Genomic DNA, 20,543 nt, shown 5'->3' on the forward strand with positions numbered 1-20,543 from the left:
TTATCCTAGAAACGAACCAGCGCGGAACCCCAGGTGAACCCGCCACCGAAGGCTTCAAGCAAGACCAGCTGGCCCCGTTTGATTCGTCCATCGCGTACCGCTTCATCAAATGCGCACGGTACCGACGCCGCAGAGGTATTGCCGTGACGATCCAGCGTCACCACAACGTTATCCATCGACATGCCGAGCTTTTTCGCGGTCGCGCTGATGATACGCAGGTTCGCCTGATGCGGCACCAGCCAGTCAAGCGCGGAGCGCTCAAGGTTATTCGCTTCCAGCGTTTCATCAACGATGTGCGCAAGCTCAGTCACCGCCACCTTGAACACCTCGTTCCCTGCCATGGTCAGGAAAATCGAGTTGTCCGGATTAACGCGATCGGCGTTAGGCAGAGTCAACAGTTCGCCGTAGCTGCCATCAGCATGCAGATGCGTCGAGATGATACCCGGCTCTTCGGACTGCCCCAGCAGCACCGCGCCTGCACCATCACCAAAAATAATGATCGTTCCGCGATCGGTTGGATCGCAGGTGCGCGCCAGCACGTCAGCACCGATCACCAGCGCATATTTAACAGCACCGGATTTCACGTACTGATCGGCAACGCTCAGCGCATAGGTGAAGCCTGCGCACGCGGCAGCGACGTCAAACGCCGGGCAACCTTTGATGCCGAGCATGTTCTGCACCTGGCACGCCGCGCTTGGGAAAGCATGCGTGGCAGACGTCGTGGCGACCACGATCAAACCAATCTGTTCTTTATCAATGCCGGCCATTTCGATAGCACGCTGTGCGGCTTCGTAACCCATGGTCGACACGGTTTCGTCTGGCGCGGCAATACGACGTTCACGGATACCTGTGCGCGTGACAATCCACTCGTCAGACGTATCTACCATTTTTTCCAGATCGGCGTTGGTACGCACTTGTTTTGGCAGGTAGCTGCCGGTACCTAAAATCTTCGTATACATGTACGCTCAGTCACTTTTAGCTAATACAGATTCCAGGCGAGCGGCAATCCGCTGAGGGACTTGTCGCTGCACCGCCTGCACTGCCTGTTCAATCGCGACAGCAAATGCTCGCTGATTGGCGGCGCCATGACTCTTAATCACGATGCCGCGCAATCCTAACAGACAGGCGCCATTATACTGGTCGGGGTTGAGGTGACTGAATCGCCGCGTCAGGCTCTTTTGTAACCAACGCTTTAATAAAATTAGCCACCAGGCGCTTTTTTTGCCTTCTCCCTGAGATTTCAGCAGAGAAAGAAACATGCGCACGACCCCTTCCATGGTCTTCAACGTGACGTTTCCGGTGAAGCCATCGCACACCAGAACATCCGTTTTACCCGTCAACAACTCATTGGCTTCGAGATAACCAATATAGTTGATGGAGGGAACCTGTTTGAGCAATTCAGCCGCTTCGCGAATGCTGTCCAGGCCTTTGGTCTCTTCTTCACCAATGTTCAGTAACGCAACACGGGGAGTGTTGATCCCGACGACTTCTTCTGCCAGCACCGATCCCATCACGGCAAACTGAGCCAGCATAGTACTATCACAGTCGACGTTAGCGCCCAAATCGAGCACCACCGTCTTGCCCTTCTGCTGATGCGGTAACACCGTCACCAGCGCCGGACGCTCAATACCTTCAATAGGTTTGAGCAGTAATTTCGACAGCCCCATCAGCGCGCCGGTATTCCCCGCGCTAACGCAGGCCTGGGCTCGCCCTTCTTTCACCACCTCCAGCGCTATCCGCATAGAGCTGCCACGACTATTGCGAATAGCCTGCGAGGGTCGGGCATCACTGGCAATAACTGACTGCGCAGGAATAATCTGCAGACGCGAACGTTGTTCAAAGTCAGCTTTTGCGAGTAATGGCGTGATTGCGTCGGGATTGCCGACTAAAAGAAGTGTGAGTTGCGAATTAGAATTCAGTGCCTGCAATGCTGCAGGCACTGTCACGGAAGGGCCAAAATCTCCCCCCATGACATCTAACGCCAGGGTTAGACGTGTCAAGGTATCGTCGCAGCCTGGTTCGGTAAATTCCCCGTTTGCACGGGGAAATCCTCACTAAGCCTAATCACGCTTGCGCGTGATTACTTAGTGATAACCTTGCGGCCGCGGTAGAAACCGTCAGCGGTGATGTGGTGACGCAGGTGTTTCTCACCAGAAGTCTTGTCTACAGACAGGCTGGTAACTGCAGTCAGCGCGTCATGGGAACGACGCATGCCACGTTTGGAACGGGTTGGTTTATTCTGTTGTACGGCCATGGACCTTACTCCTCAATTACTTACGCTTTAAGCTGGCTAATACGGCAAATGGGTTTGGTTTTTGCGCTTCATCAGGCAGTTCCCCAAAGACCATGTCCGCCTCGGACACTTCACAGTGTTCAGAATCATGCACCGGAACCACTGGCAAGGTGAGGATGATTTCATCTTCAACCAGAGCCAGAAGATCGATTTCACCGAATTCGTTAACCTCAATCGGCTCATACGCTTCCGGGAGTGCTTCAGCCTGTTCGTCAGAACGAACCGGACTGAAACAATACGTTGTGTGAACATGCTGTACAAACGGTTTCCCGCAACGCTGACACTCGAGCGTTACCGTCACCTTTGCATCACCGGTTAAAACGGCGAGACGCTGGTTGTCGATAGCGAACGACATGGAGCATTCTACATCACTGTCCACACTGACTACGGATTCGGCAATACGCTCAGCCTGATCGGAAGTATAGATACCTTCGTAATCGAGGCGTTTTTGAGCCGTACGAACCGGATCAAGAGTCAGGGGTAATTTTACCTTTTGCATAGGGCGCGCATATTAACTTTGTAACGTCATAGAGTCAAAGAAAAAGGCAACCAGAGCTGCCTTTTGCCAATTATTCGCACACATTGCGGCCTGTAGTTTAAAATGGCTGGCATCGATACGCTATATCTGGTGATAAAAATATGCCAAATCTCGTCCTTGCCTCCACTTCTCCCTACCGCCGAACGCTGCTGGAAAAGCTCGGGATCCCGTTTGAATGCGCCGCGCCAGAGGTTGATGAGACGCCACAGCCGGGCGAGTCACCGCGTCATCTGGTGACGCGTCTTGCTAAGGAGAAAGCGCAGTCGCTGGCCGCACGCTATCCTTCGCATTTGATTATAGGCTCCGATCAGGTTTGCGTGCTGGACGGCGAAATCACCGGCAAGCCCCATACGGAAGAGAACGCCTGCCAGCAGCTTCTGCGTGCGCGAGGCACGATCGTGACCTTTTATACGGGCCTGGCGCTCTATAACTCCGCCACCGGTCATCTGCAAACGGAGTGCGAGCCGTTCGACGTACACTTCCGCCATCTCAGCGAGCAAGAGATCGTGGATTATGTTCGCCGTGAGCGACCGCTGAACTGTGCGGGGAGCTTTAAAAGTGAAGGATTGGGGATTGCGCTGTTCGACAAGCTGGACGGTCGCGATCCCAACACGCTGGTGGGGTTACCGCTGATTGCCCTGTGTCAGATGTTAAGACGAGAAGAGTGTAATCCGCTGACAATGTGACTGGGACGCTGCGGCCTGATGCCCTCACCCCGGCCCTCTCCCACAGGGAGAGGGAGGAAAGCAAAATCAGCCGCGCAGAACCTTAAGACAGCGTTTCAACTGCTCATCTAACGGCGCTTCAATACGGATGACTTCCCCCGTATTAGGATGGGTAAACTTCAGCGCTGCCGCATGCAGGAACAGACGCGACAGCCCCGTCCCCGCCAGCTGCTTATCAAACTCGCGGTCGCCATAGCGGTCATCAAAGGCGATAGGGTGTCCTGCAAACTGCGTGTGCACGCGGATCTGGTGGGTACGACCGGTCACCGGACTGCAGCGCACCAGCGTGGCAAACTCATAGCGCTCTTCAACTTTAAAGCGCGTCTCAGACGGTTTCCCTTCCTGGCTCACGCGGACAATGCGTTCACCGCTTTGCAGAATATTCTTCAGCAGCGGCGCCTGCACCACTTTTACGTGGGACTGCCACTGACCGCGAACCAGCGCCAGGTAGTCTTTCTGCATCCCTTTTTCTCGCAGCTGTTCGTGCAACGAACGCAGCGCAGAACGCTTTTTCGCCACCAGCAGTACGCCAGAGGTGTCGCGGTCAAGACGGTGCACCAGCTCAAGGAAGCGCGCTTCCGGGCGCAGGGCTCGCAGCCCTTCAATCACGCCGAAGCTCAGACCGCTACCGCCATGGACAGCCGTTCCTGACGGTTTATTGAGCACCAGAATGTGATCATCTTCGTAAAGGATCACATCGCTCAGGGCCGCCACTTTCTGTAGCTTCGGTGAAACGGTCTCTTCTTCACGTTCCGCAACGCGCACCGGCGGAATACGCACTTCATCGCCCGCCTCGAGTTTGTACTCGGGCTTCACGCGTTTTTTGTTAACCCGCACCTCGCCCTTACGCAGGATGCGGTAAATCATACTCTTTGGCACACCTTTCAACTGGGTGCGCAAAAAGTTATCGATACGTTGCCCCGCGTCATCTTCGGCGATGGCAACCATTTTTACGGCTGGAGTCTCTGTTTTCATGGTTGGCGATTCTAAATATCGTCAGCCATTAGCGCCACTCATTTTTCTATGCTTATATTTACTTTTATCCGGCCAGCTCCCCGTTTCGCGCAACCGATTTGGTGGTTATTAAACCAATCGCCATTCTGAAGTGAAGAAACTGTGAGTAACCGGGTGATAATTGGTAAAAGTCATCTTGCTATAACCCGGCGAGCAGTGGAATAATGAGGCTGTTTTCCGTGTTAAATCCTGGTTAAGTAAGGATGTTGACGGAATGACCAATTTTGTCTGACCGATCATCAACGCAGCAATGGCGTAAGACGTATTGATCTTTCAGGCAGTTAGCGGGCTGCGGGTTGCAGTACTTCCCGGTATAAGGATTGTTCTCTGGAGAGTTCTACCCAGGCAATTCCCCTGATAATTGCGCTGTGTTTCCGTATGAAACACAGGCAACCGACACTCTGCGCCTCTTAAGCGAGCGACAACCGTGAGGTTGGCGACGTGAACAGACACGAGGCCATCGGTTCATACCCCGGAAAGCGTCACCTTGCCCGCAGCTTTGTCGTCAATGTAAGAATAACGAGTAAGTTACGATGAAAAGAATGTTAATCAACGCAACTCAGCAAGAAGAGTTGCGTGTCGCCCTTGTGGATGGGCAGCGCCTGTACGATCTGGATATCGAAAGTCCTGGACACGAACAGAAAAAAGCGAACATTTACAAAGGTAAAATCACCCGCATTGAACCAAGCCTTGAAGCTGCATTTGTCGATTACGGTGCTGAGCGTCATGGTTTCCTCCCCCTGAAAGAAATCGCCCGCGAATATTTCCCTGCAAACTACAACGCCCATGGCCGCCCAAACATCAAAGATGTTCTGCGTGAAGGTCAGGAAGTTATCGTTCAGATTGATAAAGAAGAGCGTGGCAACAAAGGTGCCGCACTGACCACTTTTATCAGCCTGGCAGGGAGCTATCTGGTTCTGATGCCTAACAACCCGCGTGCGGGTGGCATCTCTCGCCGTATCGAAGGTGATGACCGTACCGAGCTGAAAGAAGCGCTGGCAAGCCTCGAACTGCCTGATGGCATGGGGCTTATCGTGCGTACCGCAGGCGTAGGCAAATCAGCCGAAGCGCTGCAATGGGACCTGAGCTTCCGTCTGAAGCACTGGGAAGCCATTCAGAAAGCAGCGGAAAGCCGCCCTGCTCCGTTCCTGATCCACCAGGAAAGTAACGTTATCGTGCGTGCCTTCCGTGATTACCTGCGTCAGGACATCGGTGAGATTCTTATCGATAACCCGAAAGTGCTTGAGCTGGCGCGCCAGCACATCGCCGCGCTGGGTCGTCCGGATTTCACCAGCAAAATTAAACTGTACACCGGTGAAATCCCGCTGTTCAGCCACTATCAGATCGAATCCCAGATTGAGTCGGCCTTCCAGCGTGAAGTGCGCCTGCCTTCCGGCGGTTCTATCGTTATCGATACCACTGAAGCGCTGACCGCTATCGACATCAACTCCGCACGTGCAACGCGCGGTGGCGATATCGAAGAGACCGCCTACAACACTAACCTCGAAGCCGCTGATGAAATCGCCCGCCAGCTCCGCCTGCGCGACCTGGGTGGTCTGATTGTTATCGACTTCATCGACATGACCCCTGTTCGCCATCAGCGTGCGGTTGAAAACCGTCTGCGCGAAGCAGTGCGTCAGGACAGGGCGCGTATCCAGATTAGCCATATCTCACGCTTTGGCCTACTGGAGATGTCCCGTCAGCGTCTGAGCCCGTCTCTCGGTGAGTCCAGTCATCACGTCTGTCCGCGCTGCTCCGGCACCGGTACCGTGCGTGATAACGAATCTCTGTCCCTCTCCATTCTGCGTCTGATTGAAGAAGAAGCGCTGAAAGAGAATACCAAAGAGGTTCACGCCATTGTGCCAGTGCCCGTTGCCTCTTACCTGCTGAACGAAAAACGTGCAGCGGTAAGTGCGATTGAAGCGCGTCAGGGCGGCGTTCGCTGCATCATCGTGCCAAACGACCAGATGCAGACCCCACACTATCACGTACTGCGTGTGCGTAAGGGCGAAGAGACAACCACCCTCAGCTACCTGCTGCCGAAGCTGCATGAAGAAGAGATGGCCCTGCCTTCCGATGAAGAGCCTGCCGAGCGCAAACTGCCAGAGCAGCCTGCGTTAGCGACCTTCATCATGCCAGAAGCGCCACCGGAAGCAGCTCTGGAAAAACCTGCTGCCAAACCTGAAGCGCAGAAACCAGAAGCAGCTGCAGCGAAAGCCCAGCCGGCACAGCCGGGTCTGCTGAGCCGCTTCTTTGGCGCGCTGAAGAAGATGTTTGCTGAAGAAGAAGTTCAGCCAGAGCAGCCGAAAGAAGAGCCTAAAGCGGCCAAACCAGAGCGTCAGCAGGATCGTCGCAAGCGTCAAAACAACCGCCGCGATCGTAACGACCGCAGCGATCGTAATGACCGTAATGACCGCAGCGAGCGTCGTGACAACCGCGACAATCGCTCTGAGAATGGCGAAGGCCGTGAGCAACGCGAAGACAACCGCCGCAACCGTCGCGAGAAACAACAGCCAAATGTTGAAGATCGTGAAATTCGCCAGCAGGCGGGCGATGAGTCTGAGAAGAGCAAACAGCGTGATGACCAGCAGCCGCGCCGTGAACGCAGCCGTCGTCGTAACGACGAGAAGCGTCAGGCACAGCAGGAAGTCAAAAACCTGAACCGCGAAGAGCCTGTTGAACAGCAGGACGGCGAGCAGGAAGAACGTACTCAGGTTATGCCGCGTCGTAAGCAGCGCCAGCTTGCTCAGAAAGTTCGCTTCGCCTCTGAAGTAACCGAAGAGTCAGCCGTTGTCGCGGTTGAAACCAGCGAGAGCACAACCGGTACGCAGCTGGCGAAAGTTGATCTCCCAGCGGTCGTTGAAAACAACGTTGAGCAGGATGATAACGGTGAAAACCGTGATAACGCCGGTATGCCGCGCCGTTCACGCCGTTCTCCACGTCATCTGCGCGTCAGCGGCCAGCGCCGTCGTCGCTATCGTGACGAGCGTTACCCAACTCAGTCGCCAATGCCGCTGACCATTGCCTGTGCTTCACCAGAAATGGCCTCCGGTAAAGTCTGGATCCGCTACCCGGTTGCTCGCCCGGAGCAGGTTGTTGAAGAACAGCCTGTAACCGAAGAGGTGATTGCACCCGCAGCAGCGGTAGAAGACGTCGTGACTGAAGCAGCAACCGTGGTTGAACCTCAGGTTGTTGAAACGGAAGCACCTCACGCAGTGGAAGTTGAAACCACCCATCCAGAAGTGATTGCCGCGCCGGTTGATGCCGCACCGCAGCTTATCGCCGAGGAAGATGCCGTGGTGGCTGAGGAAGTCGCTGAAGAGGCCGAACCTGTAGCCGCAGTGGAAGACACCGCTGAAACCCTCGTTGAAACCACCACTGAAGAAGTCGTTCAGGACGTTGAGATTCAGGTTGAACCGGTTGTCGAAGAAGCGAAAGCGCCTGAGGTGAAACCTGAGCCGGTTGTCTCTGCGCCAGCCGCTGCCCACGTGGCGACGGCACCAATGACGCGCGCCCCGGCGCCGGATTACGTGCCAGAAGCCCCGCGTCACAGTGACTGGGTACGCCCGGCGTTCAGCTTTGACGGTAAAGGCGCTGCAGGCGGCCACAGTGCAACGCATCAGGCGACTGCACCGGCAACGCGTCCGCAGTCTGTCGAATAACGACGCTGAAAGTAAAAAGCCGACCTTAGGGTCGGCTTTTTTTATGGCTGCTGCACGGGCTTTCTCATCCCGGTGACCTCCGGCATGACCTGCCGCATCAACTCCAGAAAACGCCGCAAGCGTGCCGGATAATAACGGGACCAGGGATAAACCAGATGCACCGGTAGCGCCGCTGGCTGCCACTCTGGCAGCAAATGCACCAGCCGCCCTTCCCGAATATCATCCTGTACCGTCCAGCTGGATACCACCGCCACGCCAAGGCCGGTGAGCGCCGTATTGCGTGCGACATACAGGCTATCGGTGCTGAGGCGTGGGGTAATCGCCACTCGCGCGGTGGCAGGTGATGCATCGTGAAAAAGCTCTACATGGCGCTGGTAGAAAGAGCTAATCGCTATCCAGGGAAACTGCTGCAAATCCTCCGGCGTGGTAACCGTTGGAAAACGGGCCAGCAGCGCCGGTGAAGCCACCACCGAGCGCGGCACTTCGGCCAGCAGCACGGATACGGTCGCCGGATCGACCTCCACGCCCACCCGAATAGCACAGTCAAGGTTGTCGCCGAGGAAGTCCGCCGACCGATCGTTAAGCATCCACTCAATCGAAAGCTGTGGATAGCGTTGCAAAAATTCGGTTACGGGTTTCAGAAGCTGGTCCTGACCAAACGCGTGGGGTGCCCGCACCCGCAGCACGCCTACGGGCTCATCTTCCGTCTGCCCCACCTCATCTTCCAGCGCCAGCCAGCTGTCAATCACCCGACGGGCGTGTTGATAGCAGCGCTCGCCGTCATCCGTCAGCCGCGTCGTATGGGTAGTGCGCAGTATCAGGCGCACCCCCAGCATGGTCTCCAGCGACTGTAACCGTCTGCTCACCGTGGCCTGAGTGGTGGCCAGCTGCCGCGCCGCCGCAGAGAGGGAACCCGCCTCCACAATGCGGACAAACGTCCGCATTAACTCGACCCTGTCTATACGCTCAGCTCTTTTCATCGCATTTTCACTTATACGTTCAACGTATAAGCGTTTTACCACCGGGCCCGCTACCGTCGCAAGACGTACTGATAAAAAATAGCCTCACACGACGAATGAGGAACATCTTATGAACACAACAACCGCCGCCCATGCCGTGAGCCGCTGGGTAATCTTAATGCTGGCGATAGGTGCAGGTTTCAGCGTGGCATCTATCTATTATGCTCAGCCTCTGCTGCCGCTGATGGGCGCAGACCTTCACCTGAGTATCGAAGGAATGGGCCTGGTCCCGACGCTCACCCAGGCGGGATATGCCCTGGGGATCCTGTTCCTGCTACCGCTCGGCGATCGCCACGACCGCAGGACGTTAATCCTGATAAAGAGTGCGGCGCTGGCGCTGTTTCTTCTCGGCTGTAGCCTGACCGGGCAGATCCATTCTCTGCTGCTGGCAAGCCTGCTCATCGGCATGGCCGCCACCATGGCACAGGATATCGTCCCTGCCGCGGCCATTCTTGCGCCGGAAGGTAAACAGGGGAAAACCGTAGGCACGGTAATGACCGGGCTGCTGATGGGCATCTTATTATCAAGAACCGTGAGCGGCGTGGTGGGCGAAGCGTTTGGCTGGCGCGTCATGTACCAGCTGGCGGCGGCGAGCATTGCGTTCATCGGGGTTATGATGTGGTTTGTGCTTCCGCGTTTTGCCATTCACTCCACGCTGAGCTACCCGGCGCTGATGCGCTCAATGGAACATCTGTGGCGTCGCTATCCGGCGCTGCGCCGTGCGGCGCTGGCCCAGGGTTTTCTGTCGGTTGCCTTTAGCGCCTTCTGGTCTACGCTTGCGGTCATGCTGCTGGAACGCTATCACCTGGGTAGTGCCGTCGCGGGGGGCTTTGGTATTGTTGGTGCCGCCGGTGCGTTAGCTGCCCCGCTGGCAGGAGGTCTGGCGGACAAACTCGGCGCGGGAAAAGTCACGCAGCTTGGTGCAGTTCTTGTGACCGTCTCATTCGCCCTGATGTTCCTGATGCCCGCGTTGGGCGTTCATGGACAGCTGATGCTTATCGCCGTCTCCGCCGTCGGGTTCGACCTGGGCCTGCAGTCCAGCCTGGTCGCTCACCAGAACCTGGTATACAGCCTTGAACCGCAGGCGCGGGGTCGTCTCAATGCCCTGCTCTTTACGGTGGTCTTTATCGGGATGGCGCTGGGTTCCGCGTTAGGCAGCAATATCTACTCGCTGGCTGGCTGGACGGGCGTGGTCGCGCTGGCGACAGTCTGTGGCGTCATTGCGCTGGCAATCCGTCTGATAGAAAGCGCACGAGTCGCCTCCGCACCGGCGGAAGTTGCATAAAAAAAATGCCCAATCCAGACGGATTGGGCAGTAAAACATGCCCAGTTTCAAGACATGTTCTAAGAGGTCAAGATGTTATTTGTTCAGCTGGAACAGAGACATGCCCTGCATATCGCTAAACGCTTTATAAGACGCCTGCAGGGCCGCCTGCTGCATGGTGTAAGAGGAAATCGCTTCGTTCCAGTCAACATCCACCAGGTCACTCATCTGCTTGGTCTGACCCAGGGCGCGGTCATCACCCAGTGTATCGAGTTTTTCCAGCTCGTTCATCTTGGTTCCCACATCCGCAACGACCGTCAGGACGTTGTTCTGGGAGTTTTTGATGCCGATTTGCGCATTGGCAATCACCTGGTTTTGCGCCGTTGCGGCAGCCGGATCGTTCTCAATCGGTGTCTTCAGCGACGCAATGGCAGAATCCAGGATTTTGAACATGTTGGTCTGGCCATATCCACCGCCCGGCAGCTGTTCCGCATTACTGGTAATGCTTTCGAAAATTTGCTGTCCGGTATGGCTGATGGTCATATTTCGCGCCGTATCAACCTGCTGGGTGATGGCCTCTGCGCCGCCGTTGTAATCCCCGGTCGCGGCATCAAACGGTGCGCTCTCGGTTTTGTATCCCGCAAAGATAAAGCGACCATTACCATCCGTCGTGTTGGCCAGGTTCATCAGCTGATCGCGGATCCCCTGAATATCGGTCGCCAGAGAAAGACGGTCGTCATCGCTTAATGTGCCGTTCGACGCGTAGACTAACTTCTCGCGCACGCTTGAGATTGCGGTGTTCACCTGGGTTAGCACGTTATCTTCCAGCGAGACCTTCTGAGTTGCAAAGGTACGCGCGAGTGCAAACTGGCTGTTTTGCGACTGAGATTGCGACAGAACGATGGCCTGCGACGCGGCGATAGGATCGTCCGAAGGACGATTGACGCGCTTACCGGAGGACATCTGCTCACCGTAGCTCAGCCATCTGCTCTGGGAATCGGTGATCCCACGCATGTTCTGCTCATACATCATCTGGGTGCTAATACGCATTGTTCACCTCAACCTTAACGAATGTTGATAATTGCATCGAAGAGCGTACTGGCAGTTTGTAACACCTGGGCATTGGCCAGGTAATACTGCTGATAACGCTGCAAATTGCCATACTCTTCGTCGAGGTTTACCCCAGAGATGGTCTGCTGCTGCTTGATTAGCTGTGTTTCCACATTGGCTTTCGTCTGGCTACTCACCTTCAGTGACGCCGTTGAGCTACCGACGGTACTGACGAGAGAGGCATACGCATCGTTGAAGGTTTTGTTGCCCCCCACCACTTTAGCGTTTTGCAGATCGAGCAGTTTTTGGCCGTTACGGTTGTCACTTTCGCCGCCGTTCTGCACCGATGCCATCGCCAGTTTGGATTCGTCGCTGATCGCGAGATCCATGTTCATGATAACGTTGGAAACGGGCTCCACGGTGAAACTGTCTTTGGTATTTGCCGTGCCGCTAACGTTGACGTTAAGACCATCAAACGACAGATTACCGCTGGCATCCGGGCTCATCGTAAAGCTGGTTTTGTCTGACGTGCGGGTGACCGTCCAGTCAGTACCGTTAAACTGCAGCTTATAGTCTGTCGCCTGGACCTGTTTACTGTCCGCCACGGAGGCCGTGACAACGGCCGAGCCGCCGTTCTTGCTGTTGGACAGCACCGCCGGAGAACCAAAGTTGAACAGCTTACCGCCCGCATCACCGTTCGCATCAAAACCGGCTTCATGCTGCGTGTTCATCGCATCGGCGAAGGCCAACGCCATCTGGTTCAGGCTGTTACGCGCTTTATCCAGATCTTCCGTGCGGAAGGTCAGTAAACCGCCCAAAGAACCGGTGGTGATAAATTTCTCGGGGATCTCAATATTGCCCGCCACGTCATCGACGTAGGCGATGGTCGTACGAGCCGGATCGGCGCTGGACTTCACGGCCGCCAGCTGGCTGGCTTTGCTGCCCTGCACCAGGCTGTAACCGTTGCCGAGAGAGATATTAAACGTGCCGCTATCCTGCACGGAGACTTCCACGCCCACGATTTTGTTCAGTTCAGTCACGAGCTGATCCCGCTGGTCCAGCAGGTCGTTAGGCGAAGCGCCCGCACCGACGCCGGTCAGACGGGAAATCTGATCGTTCAGGTTCGCAATCTGTGTCGCGTAGTTGTTGATCTGAGACACGCTGCTTGAGATGGCGGTATTGACCTGCGTATCCTGGTCACGAAGATACTGATCGTTGGTTTTGAACTGATTGACCAGACCACCCGCTTTACCCAGCACCGTCTGACGTGCAGCCGGGTCTTCCGCGTTGCTCACCAGCGTTTGCAGGCTTTTGAAGAAATCCTGCAGGGTGGTGGAGAGCGAGTTGGTGGTATCGGAGAGCACATCGTCAATTTTTGACATCTGCTGATAGCGCGTCGTCAGACCGCTGCTCTGCGTCTGCGCGGCGCGCAGCTGGTTAGTGATGAAGGCGTCATACTCACGCTGGACACCGGAGACATAAACCCCGTTACCCACCCAGCCACCGCCGGTCAGCGTGCTGTTAGATGCGGCCAGCACCGTGCTCTGGCGGGTGTAACCTGCCACGTTATAGCTTGAAATATTATTACTGACGGTATTGAGTGCCGACTGCGCGGCACTGAGGCCACTCATGGCGCTGTTAATCAAACTGGACATGGGGGTTCCTTTTATACGTTCAGACACGAGTCCTGATGAAGGTTATCGGCAACCTCCACCGGGACTTGAGAACTTTCAGAACAGATTTTCAATATCTGTGCTATAGGCTTTGCTGACCTTCTCGCCCATGGATTTCAGCTGCTGGATCATGCTGGTGAGCTTGCGTGCATAGTTCGGGTCAGTCGCGTAGCCCGCGTTTTGCAGCGCCTGAGCACCCTGCTCCGCCGTCGCCGCCTGCGTAACGGCGGTATAACGCGGATTTCGGCTCAGCAGGCCGACATAATCGGACAATGCTTCCAGATAAGAGCTGTAGACGCGGAATTTTGCTTTGACCTTCACCGCCGCACCGTTCTCGTATTCGGTGGTGGTGATCTCCGTTGTCGGCCCCTTCCAGCTGGAGGTGGCCTTCACGCCGAAGATGTTGAAGCTCGGCTCGCCGTTTTCCTTGCGGATCTGGCGCTGACCCCAGCCCGACTCCAGCGCGGCCTGCGCCAGAATCAGGTGATGCGGCACGCCGCTCTGTTCGCTGGCAAGACGCGCAGGCAGAGAAAGCTGCGCCAGGAAGTCTTTGCTGTCACCGGAGAGCGGCTCATCGCCGCTGCCCGTCGCTTTAGGTATGGCTTTACGCACCATTTGCGTCAGGGCCTGGTTCTGGTAACTGGTCACCGTTTCCAGGTCGAACTTCATCGGCACCTGCTGCGGCTGCTCCTGAGGCTGAATGCCCTGCGCGGCTTCGGTCTGTTTCACAATCATGTCAGCCAGACCGAGGCCTTTCCCGGCGGTCATCTGCTGCGCAATCTGCTGGTCATACATGCTGGTGTAGAGACGCGTTGAATCACTGCTGAACATCCCGTCTTTCGGCAGGGTTTCACGCATGCTTTTCAGCATCATCTGTACAAACATCCCTTCCACCTGGCGGGCGACCGGGCGGATGCTCGCCGCCGGGTCTTTGCCTGCTTTGGTTTTCAGTTCGTTGAGCGACTGGGCGTCCCAGGCTGCACTGGTCAACAGTTTGCTATCGGTCAGCATTAGATGATTTCCAGTTTGGCGCGCAGGCAGCCCGCGCTTTGCATGGATTGCAGGATAGACATCAGGTCCATCGGCGTTGCGCCCAACGCGTTCAGGGCACGCACCACGCTGTTCAGGTTGGCGCTGGAGCGAACGCTCTGCAGTGACCCGCCGCTCTGGCGCATATCAATCTGCGTTTGCGGCGTCACCACCGTCTGACCGCCACCAAATGGCGTATTCGGCTGGCTCACGTTCGCGGAGCGGTTTACCGTCACGGAGAGGTTCCCCTGCGCCACGGCACAGCTGTCCAGCGACACTTCCCGGTTCATCACCACCGAGCCGGTACGGGAGTTGATGATCACCTTGGCATCCTGTACCGGAACGTTCACTTCCATATTCTGGATATCCGCCAGCATGCGCACCTGGTTGCTGCTGCCGGTGGAGGTACGGATCTGCACGGTGCGCGCATCGAGTGCCGTTGCATTACCGTAGCCGCGGCTGCGGTTGATGGTATCGGCAATTTGCTGCGCCATCGTGAAGTCTTCATTATTGAGCTGCAGGTTGATGGTGTTGCCCGCGCCAAACTGGGTCGGCAGTTCACGCTCAATGATCGCACCGTTGGTGATACGTCCACCGTTCAGCTGGTTCACCTGCACGCTGCTTCCACCTGCGGATGCACCCGCACCGCCAACCAGAATGTTCCCCTGCGCCAGCGCATACACCTGGCTGTCAACGCCTTTCAGCGGAGTCATCAGCAGCGTACCGCCGCGCAGGCTTTTGGCGTTACCCATTGAGGAGACCACCACATCAATGGTCTGCCCCTGACGCGCAAATGCCGGGAAGGAGGCGGTGACCATTACCGCGGCCACGTTTTTCAGCTGCATATTGGTTCCCGCCGGCACGGTAATGCCGAGCTGGGAAAGCATGTTGTTCAGGCTTTGGGTGGTGAACGGCGTCTGGGTCGTCTGGTCACCGGTACCATCCAGACCCACCACCAGGCCGTAGCCAATCAGGGAGTTTTCACGTACGCCCTGAACGCTGGTGAGGTCGCGAATACGGTCAGCCTGGGCAAATGTTGCCACCAGCGCGAGCGCCACGGCGAAGATCGATTTAAACATGGGTCACCTCGCTTACATCGGCGATAAATTAAGGAAGAAGCGCTGCAGCCAACCCATATTTTGCGCTTCATTGATATAGCCGTTACCGACGTACTCAATGCGCGCATCCGCCACCTGGGTGGACGGAACGGTGTTGGTGCCGCTGATGGTGCGAGGGTTAACCACGCCCGAGAAGCGAATGAATTCAGTGCCCTGGTTGATGGCGATCTGTTTTTCACCCACAACGTGTAAGTTGCCGTTAACCAGTACCTGGTCAACCGTGACCGTCAGCGTACCGCTGAAGGTGTTGCTGGCGTTCGCGCCGCCTTTGCCGTTAAAGGTATTGCCGCCGGACGCGTTCACATCAGCACGCGCGTTGCCGAACAGCCCTTCGAGATAGCGTGGCACGGTATCGAAGCCAAAATTGGTTTTGCCATCGCGGCTGGCGTTCGCCGACGAGCTCTTGCTCGCGCTGACGTTTTCCTGCAGCACAATGGTCAATGTATCGCCGACGTTACGCGGGCGGCGATCTTCAAACAGCGGCTGATAGCCGTAATTAATCGGCTGCGCGGTCTGGAAAATGGAGCCGTTTACCACTGGCGCAGGGCCAGGAACGGGTTGGGCAGTCGTCGCACCCTGGACCAATGGTTTAGACGGGATCAAAGCACACCCGCTGAGGGTGACAGCCAGAACAGTCAGTATCGGATAACGAAACGCCGCGTTTTTTTGCATTGCCTTCATCTTCGAAAACAGGGAGCCGGTGCGGCGTTTACCGCACCGGGCTACACCTTAGAGTTGCGTCAGTTTCTGCAGCATCTGGTCGGTCGTCGACACTGCTTTACTGTTAATTTCATACGCGCGCTGAACCTGGATCATATTCACCAGCTCTTCCGCCACGTTCACGTTAGACGTTTCAACATAACCCTGGTACAGCAGGCCCGCACCGTTCAGGCCCGGGGTGCTCTCATTGGGCGTACCGGAGGATTGCGTTTCGGTGTAGAGGTTCTCACCAATGCTTTCCAGACCGGTATCGTTCATGAAGGTGGTCAGGTTAAGCTGCCCAACCTGAACCGGCGCGGCCTGTCCCTGCTGGGTCACGCTGACCACACCGTCACGTCCGATGGTGATGCTCAGGGCGTTCGCCGGGATGGTAATCGCAGGCTGAACCTGGAAACCGCCCGCCGTCACCAGCTGGCCGTTCTGATCGACCTGGAACGAACCGTCGCGGGTATAGGCAGAGGTACCGTCAGGCAGCTGCACCTGGAAGAAACCCTGGCCTTTGATCGCCACGTCTTTACTGTTGTTGGTCTGTGACAGGTTGCCCTGGCTGTGCAGACGCTCGGTGGCCACCGGACGAACGCCGGTACCGATCTGCAGGCCCGACGGCAGCGTCGTCTGTTCAGAAGACTGCGCGCCCGGCTGGCGGATGGTTTGATAAAGCAAATCTTCGAAAACGGCACGCTGACGCTTGAAACCATTGGTGCTCACGTTTGCCAGGTTGTTGGCAATCACGTCCATATTGGTTTGCTGGGCGTCCAGGCCAGTTTTCGCGATCCATAAAGAACTGATCATAAGGAGTCCTGTTAACTCATAGCCAGAAGTTGGTTAGCTTTGCCCGCGTTTTCATCCACGCTGCTGATGATCTTCATCTGCATTTCAAAACGACGGGCGCTGGCAATCATGTCGCTCATGGCGGCTACCGGCTTGACGTTGCTGCCTTCCAGAACGCCGGACATCACGCGGATGCTCGGGTCGGCCTGTAACGTGGCACCACGCGTCGCCTGCGCCGCCTGGGTCAGACGGAACATGCCGTCGTCGCCACGCTGCACGTCTTTGCCTTCCGCCTTAACCAGCTTCAGACGTCCGACGGGCGCAACGGTGTTGGCCGGGTCGCCCGGGTTCAGCGCCGAAATGGTGCCGTCCGCGGCGATAGTCAGCTCAGAGCCTTCCGGCACGGTCAGCGGACCCGCTTCACCCATCACCGGATGACCCTGAATCGTCAGCTGGCCCGTCGCGCTCACCTGGATATTGCCGTTACGGGTATAGCCTTCGCTGCCGTCCGCCGTTTGCACCGCCAGCCAGCCGTCCTGCTGCAGGGCAACGTCCAGCGGGCGTGAGGTGTAGTCCATCTGCCCTGGCGTCATGTCTGCGCCAGGGGTTGATGCCGTCACCAGCGTACGGGTTGGCAGGGAAAGCCCTTCAACCGGCACCGCGCGCAGCGCATTAAGCTGCGCGCGAAAGCCCGGCGTTGAGGCGTTTGCCAGGTTGCTGGCGGTAACGGCCTGCTGGTTGAGCGTCTGGCTTGCCGCGCCCATCGCGGTATATATTGCGTGATCCATTGCGCTTTCCTGTTAGCCGCTTAACGCAGGTTAACCAGCGTGTTGAGGATCTGATCCTGGGTTTTGATGGTCTGCGCGTTCGACTGATAGTTACGCTGCGCGACAATCATGTTCACCAGTTCTTTACTCATATCCACGTTGGAGGCTTCCAGCGCGCCGTTGGTCAGCTTGCCGAAGTTACCGGTGCCTGCGGTACCCAGCAGCGCCACCCCGGAGGACTGGGAGGCAGACCAGACGTTGTCGCCTTCCGATTTCAGGCCTTCGTTGTTGGCGAAGTTTGCCAGCACGATCTGCCCCAGAACCTGAGACTGTTCGTTAGAGTAGCTTCCCACCACGGTGCCATCGTCGTTGATCTGGTAGCTCACCAGATCGCCAGGCTTGTAGCCGTTCTGATTGGTTGCCACAACGCTGTTCGCTCCAGTGTTCTGCTGCATGGAGTTCTGGAAGCTCAGGGAGAAGGTCGCAGCCGTCGCACCGCTGACAGAACCCGTGGTAATGTTAATTGCCGGCGTGGCGTTTGGCGTTGCGCTCAGTACACCCGCAGCGTCGTAGTTATAGACACCCGCCAGGTTACCGTTCGCATCAAAGTTCATCTGCGCCGCTTTGGCCGCAGTAGAACCCGCAACGCTGCCGTCCTGAGTGTAAAGATCCCATTTATTGTCGGCCGTCTTAACGTAGTAGACATACATGTTATGGGCGTTACCCTGGCTGTCGAATACGGTCACGGTCCCTTTTTTGTTATAGGTATCCGGGTTTGTCGCATCGAAGGGGGCTGTTTGAACAGGATCGGTTGAGTTCAGGTTGATCTGCTGCGTCGCGGTGGTGGTCGATTTCGCCGCCATCAGGGTATTCGGGATAGTAATCGCCTGAGGGTTCGCACCGGTCTGAACGGTTGGTGGCGTACCCGCTACCGGGTAGCCCGTCAGCTGCATGCCCTGCATGTTAACCAGCGTACGGTTTTCGTCCAGCTTGAACTGACCGTTACGGCTGTAGAACACAGAGCCGTTGGAATCGACCATACGGAAGAAACCGTTCTGGCTGATGGCAACGTCCAGACCACGACCGGTGTTGGTGGTGGTGCCGTCGGTAAAGTCCTGAGTGATGCCCGCAACTTTCACGCCCAGGCCGACTTTGGAACCGGCAAACATGTCTGCAAATGAAGCAGAACCGGATTTAAAACCGTAGGTCGCGGAGTTGGCGATGTTGTTGCCAATGACGTCCAGGTTGGTGGCCGCAGCATTCAGGCCGCTGACCGCTTGAGAAAAGGCCATGACTTACTCCTGATAAGTGTTAAGGCTTAGATAATCTGCCGAACTTCGTCGAGTGTGGTGGAACCAGAGGTTCCCAAATCCAGTTTGTTGCCGTCGCTTCCTTTAATCACGCCCTGGACCAGCGCGAACTGCAGCGGCTGCGCCACCAGCTGGGTCGTGCCGTTGCTGGCGCTGATCGCTACTTTGTAGGAACCGTTTGGTGCTTTAGTGCCGTCGGTCAGGCTGCCATCCCAGGTAAAGGTGTGAACGCCCGCCTTCAGCTCGCCGATATCAATGGTGCGAACCACCACGTTATTGGCATCCGTGATCGTTGCAGTCACCTTGTCAGCCGGCTGCTGGAGCTCAACGCCAAACGGCGTTGTGGTCGTTGTGGTGTTGCCTTCGGTAGTGCTGGTGCCAGCAAGAATCGTGGTTCCCGGGATCATCACCCCGTGACCAATCAGACTTGCCGCCTGCAGAGACTGGGCACTGTTAATCTGCCCAGAGACGGAGCCGAGGGTGGTGTTGAGTTTCTCAATGCCGCTCACGGTGCTGATCTGCGCAAGCTGCGTGGTCAGTTCGTTGTTCTGCATTGGGTTGGTGGGATCCTGGTTCTTAAGCTGCGCCACCAGCAGCGTCAGAAAGCTGCCCTGAAGATCGGAGGCATTGCTCCCGGTGAGGGAGTTAGAACCTGTCGTACTCTTCGTGTTATTAACACCCGAGTTCGTAGGATCATTCACATTTACGGCGATGGACATGCATGTCTCCTTTACTGGCCGAGAGTGAGCGTTTTGAGCATCATGCTCTTCACGGTATTAAGCACTTCGACGTTGGCCTGGTAGCTACGGGAAGCCGACATGGAGTTCACCATCTCACCCACCACATCCACGTTTGGCATTTTCACGTATCCGCTGGCATCCGCGAGCGGGTTACCCGGTTCATACACCAGCCTGTCCGGCGCCTGGCTCTCTACCACATCAGACACCTTCACGCCGCCCGTCGCCGCGCCAGGCGCAGCATCGACCTGAAAGACAACCTGTTTGGCCCGATACGGCTGGCCGTCTGGTCCGGTTACGCTGTCGGCGTTTGCCAGGTTACTGGCAGCCACGTTCAGGCGTTTGGACTGCGCGGTTAACGCCGAACCGGCAATATCAAAAATATTCAACAAGGCCATCTATCAGTTCCCCCCCTGCAGGACGTTCATCATGCCTTTGATTTGTCCGCCGAGTACGGTCAGCCCCGTCTGGTATTTCAGGCTGTTATCGGCAAACTGGGTACGCTCCCGGTCCATATCCACGGTGTTACCGTCGAGTGAGGGCTGATCGGGAATGCGGTAAAGTAAATCGGTCGCTGGTGCGGTCATCGCCTGAGCAGGTATATGGCGAGAGGATGTCATGGCAAGTGCAACACCCGTTCCTTCGGCACGTCCACGCTCCATCACCTTTTTGAGTTCACTGGAAAAATCAATATCGCGCGCCTGAAACCCTGGGGTATCGGCGTTAGCGATGTTGGCGGCTAAAATCTCCTGCCGCTGGGCGCGTAAATTGAGCGCTTCCTGCTGAAAACGTAACGCGGCGTCGAGTTTATCGAGCATGTCTCCTCCGCTGATGGCAAAATTTCAGTTCACAG

20 protein-coding genes are annotated in these 20,543 nt (G+C 56.5%); 3 read left to right on the forward strand and 17 right to left on the reverse strand.

Annotated features, from left to right (window positions below):
* Positions 1-5: 5 nt before the first annotated feature.
* From KIF87_RS06485 to yceD, 4 genes are all read right to left on the reverse strand, one after another.
* The gene (locus tag KIF87_RS06485) at positions 6-959 is read right to left on the reverse strand and encodes a beta-ketoacyl-ACP synthase III (RefSeq protein WP_032658014.1); all 954 of its coding nucleotides are present in this window, start codon (positions 957-959) and stop codon (positions 6-8) included.
* Between the two features lie 6 nt (positions 960-965).
* Positions 966-2,000: a phosphate acyltransferase PlsX gene (gene plsX, locus KIF87_RS06490; protein WP_213328253.1), complete on the reverse strand. Its 1,035-nt coding sequence runs from the start codon at positions 1,998-2,000 to the stop codon at positions 966-968.
* Positions 2,001-2,080: 80 nt separating this feature from the next.
* Positions 2,081-2,254: a 50S ribosomal protein L32 gene (gene rpmF, locus KIF87_RS06495; RefSeq protein ID WP_003857964.1), complete on the reverse strand. Its 174-nt coding sequence runs from the start codon at positions 2,252-2,254 to the stop codon at positions 2,081-2,083.
* Between the two features lie 16 nt (positions 2,255-2,270).
* A complete protein-coding gene (gene yceD / locus KIF87_RS06500) occupies positions 2,271-2,792 on the reverse strand; it encodes a 23S rRNA accumulation protein YceD (RefSeq protein ID WP_014883375.1) in 522 nt (173 codons plus the stop codon).
* Positions 2,793-2,932: 140 nt separating this feature from the next.
* On the opposite strand from yceD, the gene KIF87_RS06505 reads away from it, so the two are divergent.
* The gene (locus KIF87_RS06505; protein WP_193940001.1) at positions 2,933-3,517 is read left to right on the forward strand and encodes a Maf family protein; all 585 of its coding nucleotides are present in this window, start codon (positions 2,933-2,935) and stop codon (positions 3,515-3,517) included.
* A gap of 66 nt (positions 3,518-3,583) precedes the next feature.
* Here the strand turns inward: KIF87_RS06505 and rluC are convergent, their stop codons facing one another.
* Positions 3,584-4,531 carry a 23S rRNA pseudouridine(955/2504/2580) synthase RluC gene (rluC, locus tag KIF87_RS06510; protein WP_024909023.1) on the reverse strand — a complete coding sequence of 316 codons (948 nt, stop codon included), beginning with the start codon at positions 4,529-4,531 and terminating at the stop codon, positions 3,584-3,586.
* A gap of 572 nt (positions 4,532-5,103) precedes the next feature.
* Between rluC and rne the strand changes: the two genes are divergently transcribed.
* Complete coding sequence (gene rne, locus KIF87_RS06515) at positions 5,104-8,232, forward strand: ribonuclease E (protein WP_213328254.1); 3,129 nt, start codon at positions 5,104-5,106, stop codon at positions 8,230-8,232.
* A gap of 41 nt (positions 8,233-8,273) precedes the next feature.
* On the opposite strand, the gene KIF87_RS06520 is transcribed toward rne, so the two are convergent.
* The gene (locus tag KIF87_RS06520) at positions 8,274-9,176 is read right to left on the reverse strand and encodes a LysR substrate-binding domain-containing protein (protein ID WP_407601102.1); all 903 of its coding nucleotides are present in this window, start codon (positions 9,174-9,176) and stop codon (positions 8,274-8,276) included.
* A 145-nt stretch (positions 9,177-9,321) separates the two neighbouring features.
* Here KIF87_RS06520 and KIF87_RS06525 point away from each other — a divergent pair, with 145 nt between their 5' ends.
* Positions 9,322-10,536 carry an MFS transporter gene (locus KIF87_RS06525; protein ID WP_213328256.1) on the forward strand — a complete coding sequence of 405 codons (1,215 nt, stop codon included), beginning with the start codon at positions 9,322-9,324 and terminating at the stop codon, positions 10,534-10,536.
* Between the two features lie 75 nt (positions 10,537-10,611).
* On the opposite strand, the gene flgL is transcribed toward KIF87_RS06525, so the two are convergent.
* The 11 genes from flgL to flgB all read right to left on the reverse strand — a co-directional run bounded on the left by flgL (position 10,612) and on the right by flgB (position 20,508).
* Positions 10,612-11,565 (reverse strand): flagellar hook-associated protein FlgL, encoded by a 954-nt coding sequence (gene flgL / locus KIF87_RS06530; RefSeq protein ID WP_213328257.1) that lies wholly within the window; start codon positions 11,563-11,565, stop codon positions 10,612-10,614.
* Positions 11,566-11,579: 14 nt separating this feature from the next.
* Entirely contained in the window at positions 11,580-13,220 is a 1,641-nt protein-coding gene (flgK, locus tag KIF87_RS06535; RefSeq protein ID WP_213328258.1) for a flagellar hook-associated protein FlgK, read from the reverse strand.
* A gap of 75 nt (positions 13,221-13,295) precedes the next feature.
* Positions 13,296-14,249, reverse strand: coding sequence for a flagellar assembly peptidoglycan hydrolase FlgJ (gene flgJ / locus KIF87_RS06540; protein ID WP_213328259.1), 954 nt, complete (start codon positions 14,247-14,249; stop codon positions 13,296-13,298).
* Entirely contained in the window at positions 14,249-15,346 is a 1,098-nt protein-coding gene (locus KIF87_RS06545) for a flagellar basal body P-ring protein FlgI (RefSeq protein WP_148243241.1), read from the reverse strand. The genes flgJ and KIF87_RS06545 overlap by 1 nt, the downstream gene beginning before the upstream one ends.
* Before the next feature lie 12 nt (positions 15,347-15,358).
* Positions 15,359-16,057 carry a flagellar basal body L-ring protein FlgH gene (flgH, locus tag KIF87_RS06550; protein WP_024909015.1) on the reverse strand — a complete coding sequence of 233 codons (699 nt, stop codon included), beginning with the start codon at positions 16,055-16,057 and terminating at the stop codon, positions 15,359-15,361.
* 57 nt (positions 16,058-16,114) lie between these two features.
* A complete protein-coding gene (gene flgG / locus KIF87_RS06555) occupies positions 16,115-16,897 on the reverse strand; it encodes a flagellar basal-body rod protein FlgG (RefSeq protein ID WP_008500810.1) in 783 nt (260 codons plus the stop codon).
* Positions 16,898-16,908: 11 nt separating this feature from the next.
* Positions 16,909-17,664 carry a flagellar basal body rod protein FlgF gene (locus KIF87_RS06560; protein WP_029740347.1) on the reverse strand — a complete coding sequence of 252 codons (756 nt, stop codon included), beginning with the start codon at positions 17,662-17,664 and terminating at the stop codon, positions 16,909-16,911.
* 20 nt (positions 17,665-17,684) lie between these two features.
* Complete coding sequence (gene flgE / locus KIF87_RS06565; RefSeq protein WP_029740348.1) at positions 17,685-18,935, reverse strand: flagellar hook protein FlgE; 1,251 nt, start codon at positions 18,933-18,935, stop codon at positions 17,685-17,687.
* 26 nt (positions 18,936-18,961) lie between these two features.
* Positions 18,962-19,672 (reverse strand): flagellar hook assembly protein FlgD, encoded by a 711-nt coding sequence (gene flgD / locus KIF87_RS06570; protein WP_213328260.1) that lies wholly within the window; start codon positions 19,670-19,672, stop codon positions 18,962-18,964.
* An 11-nt stretch (positions 19,673-19,683) separates the two neighbouring features.
* Complete coding sequence (flgC, locus tag KIF87_RS06575; protein WP_008500814.1) at positions 19,684-20,088, reverse strand: flagellar basal body rod protein FlgC; 405 nt, start codon at positions 20,086-20,088, stop codon at positions 19,684-19,686.
* Positions 20,089-20,091: 3 nt separating this feature from the next.
* Positions 20,092-20,508, reverse strand: a complete 417-nt coding sequence (flgB, locus tag KIF87_RS06580; protein ID WP_023311135.1) for a flagellar basal body rod protein FlgB — start codon at positions 20,506-20,508, stop codon at positions 20,092-20,094.
* Positions 20,509-20,543 lie beyond the last annotated feature (35 nt).

Origin of the sequence: Enterobacter sp. 120016 (assembly GCF_018383635.1) — a bacterium.
In the GTDB taxonomy this organism is placed as follows: domain Bacteria; phylum Pseudomonadota; class Gammaproteobacteria; order Enterobacterales; family Enterobacteriaceae; genus Enterobacter; species Enterobacter asburiae_D.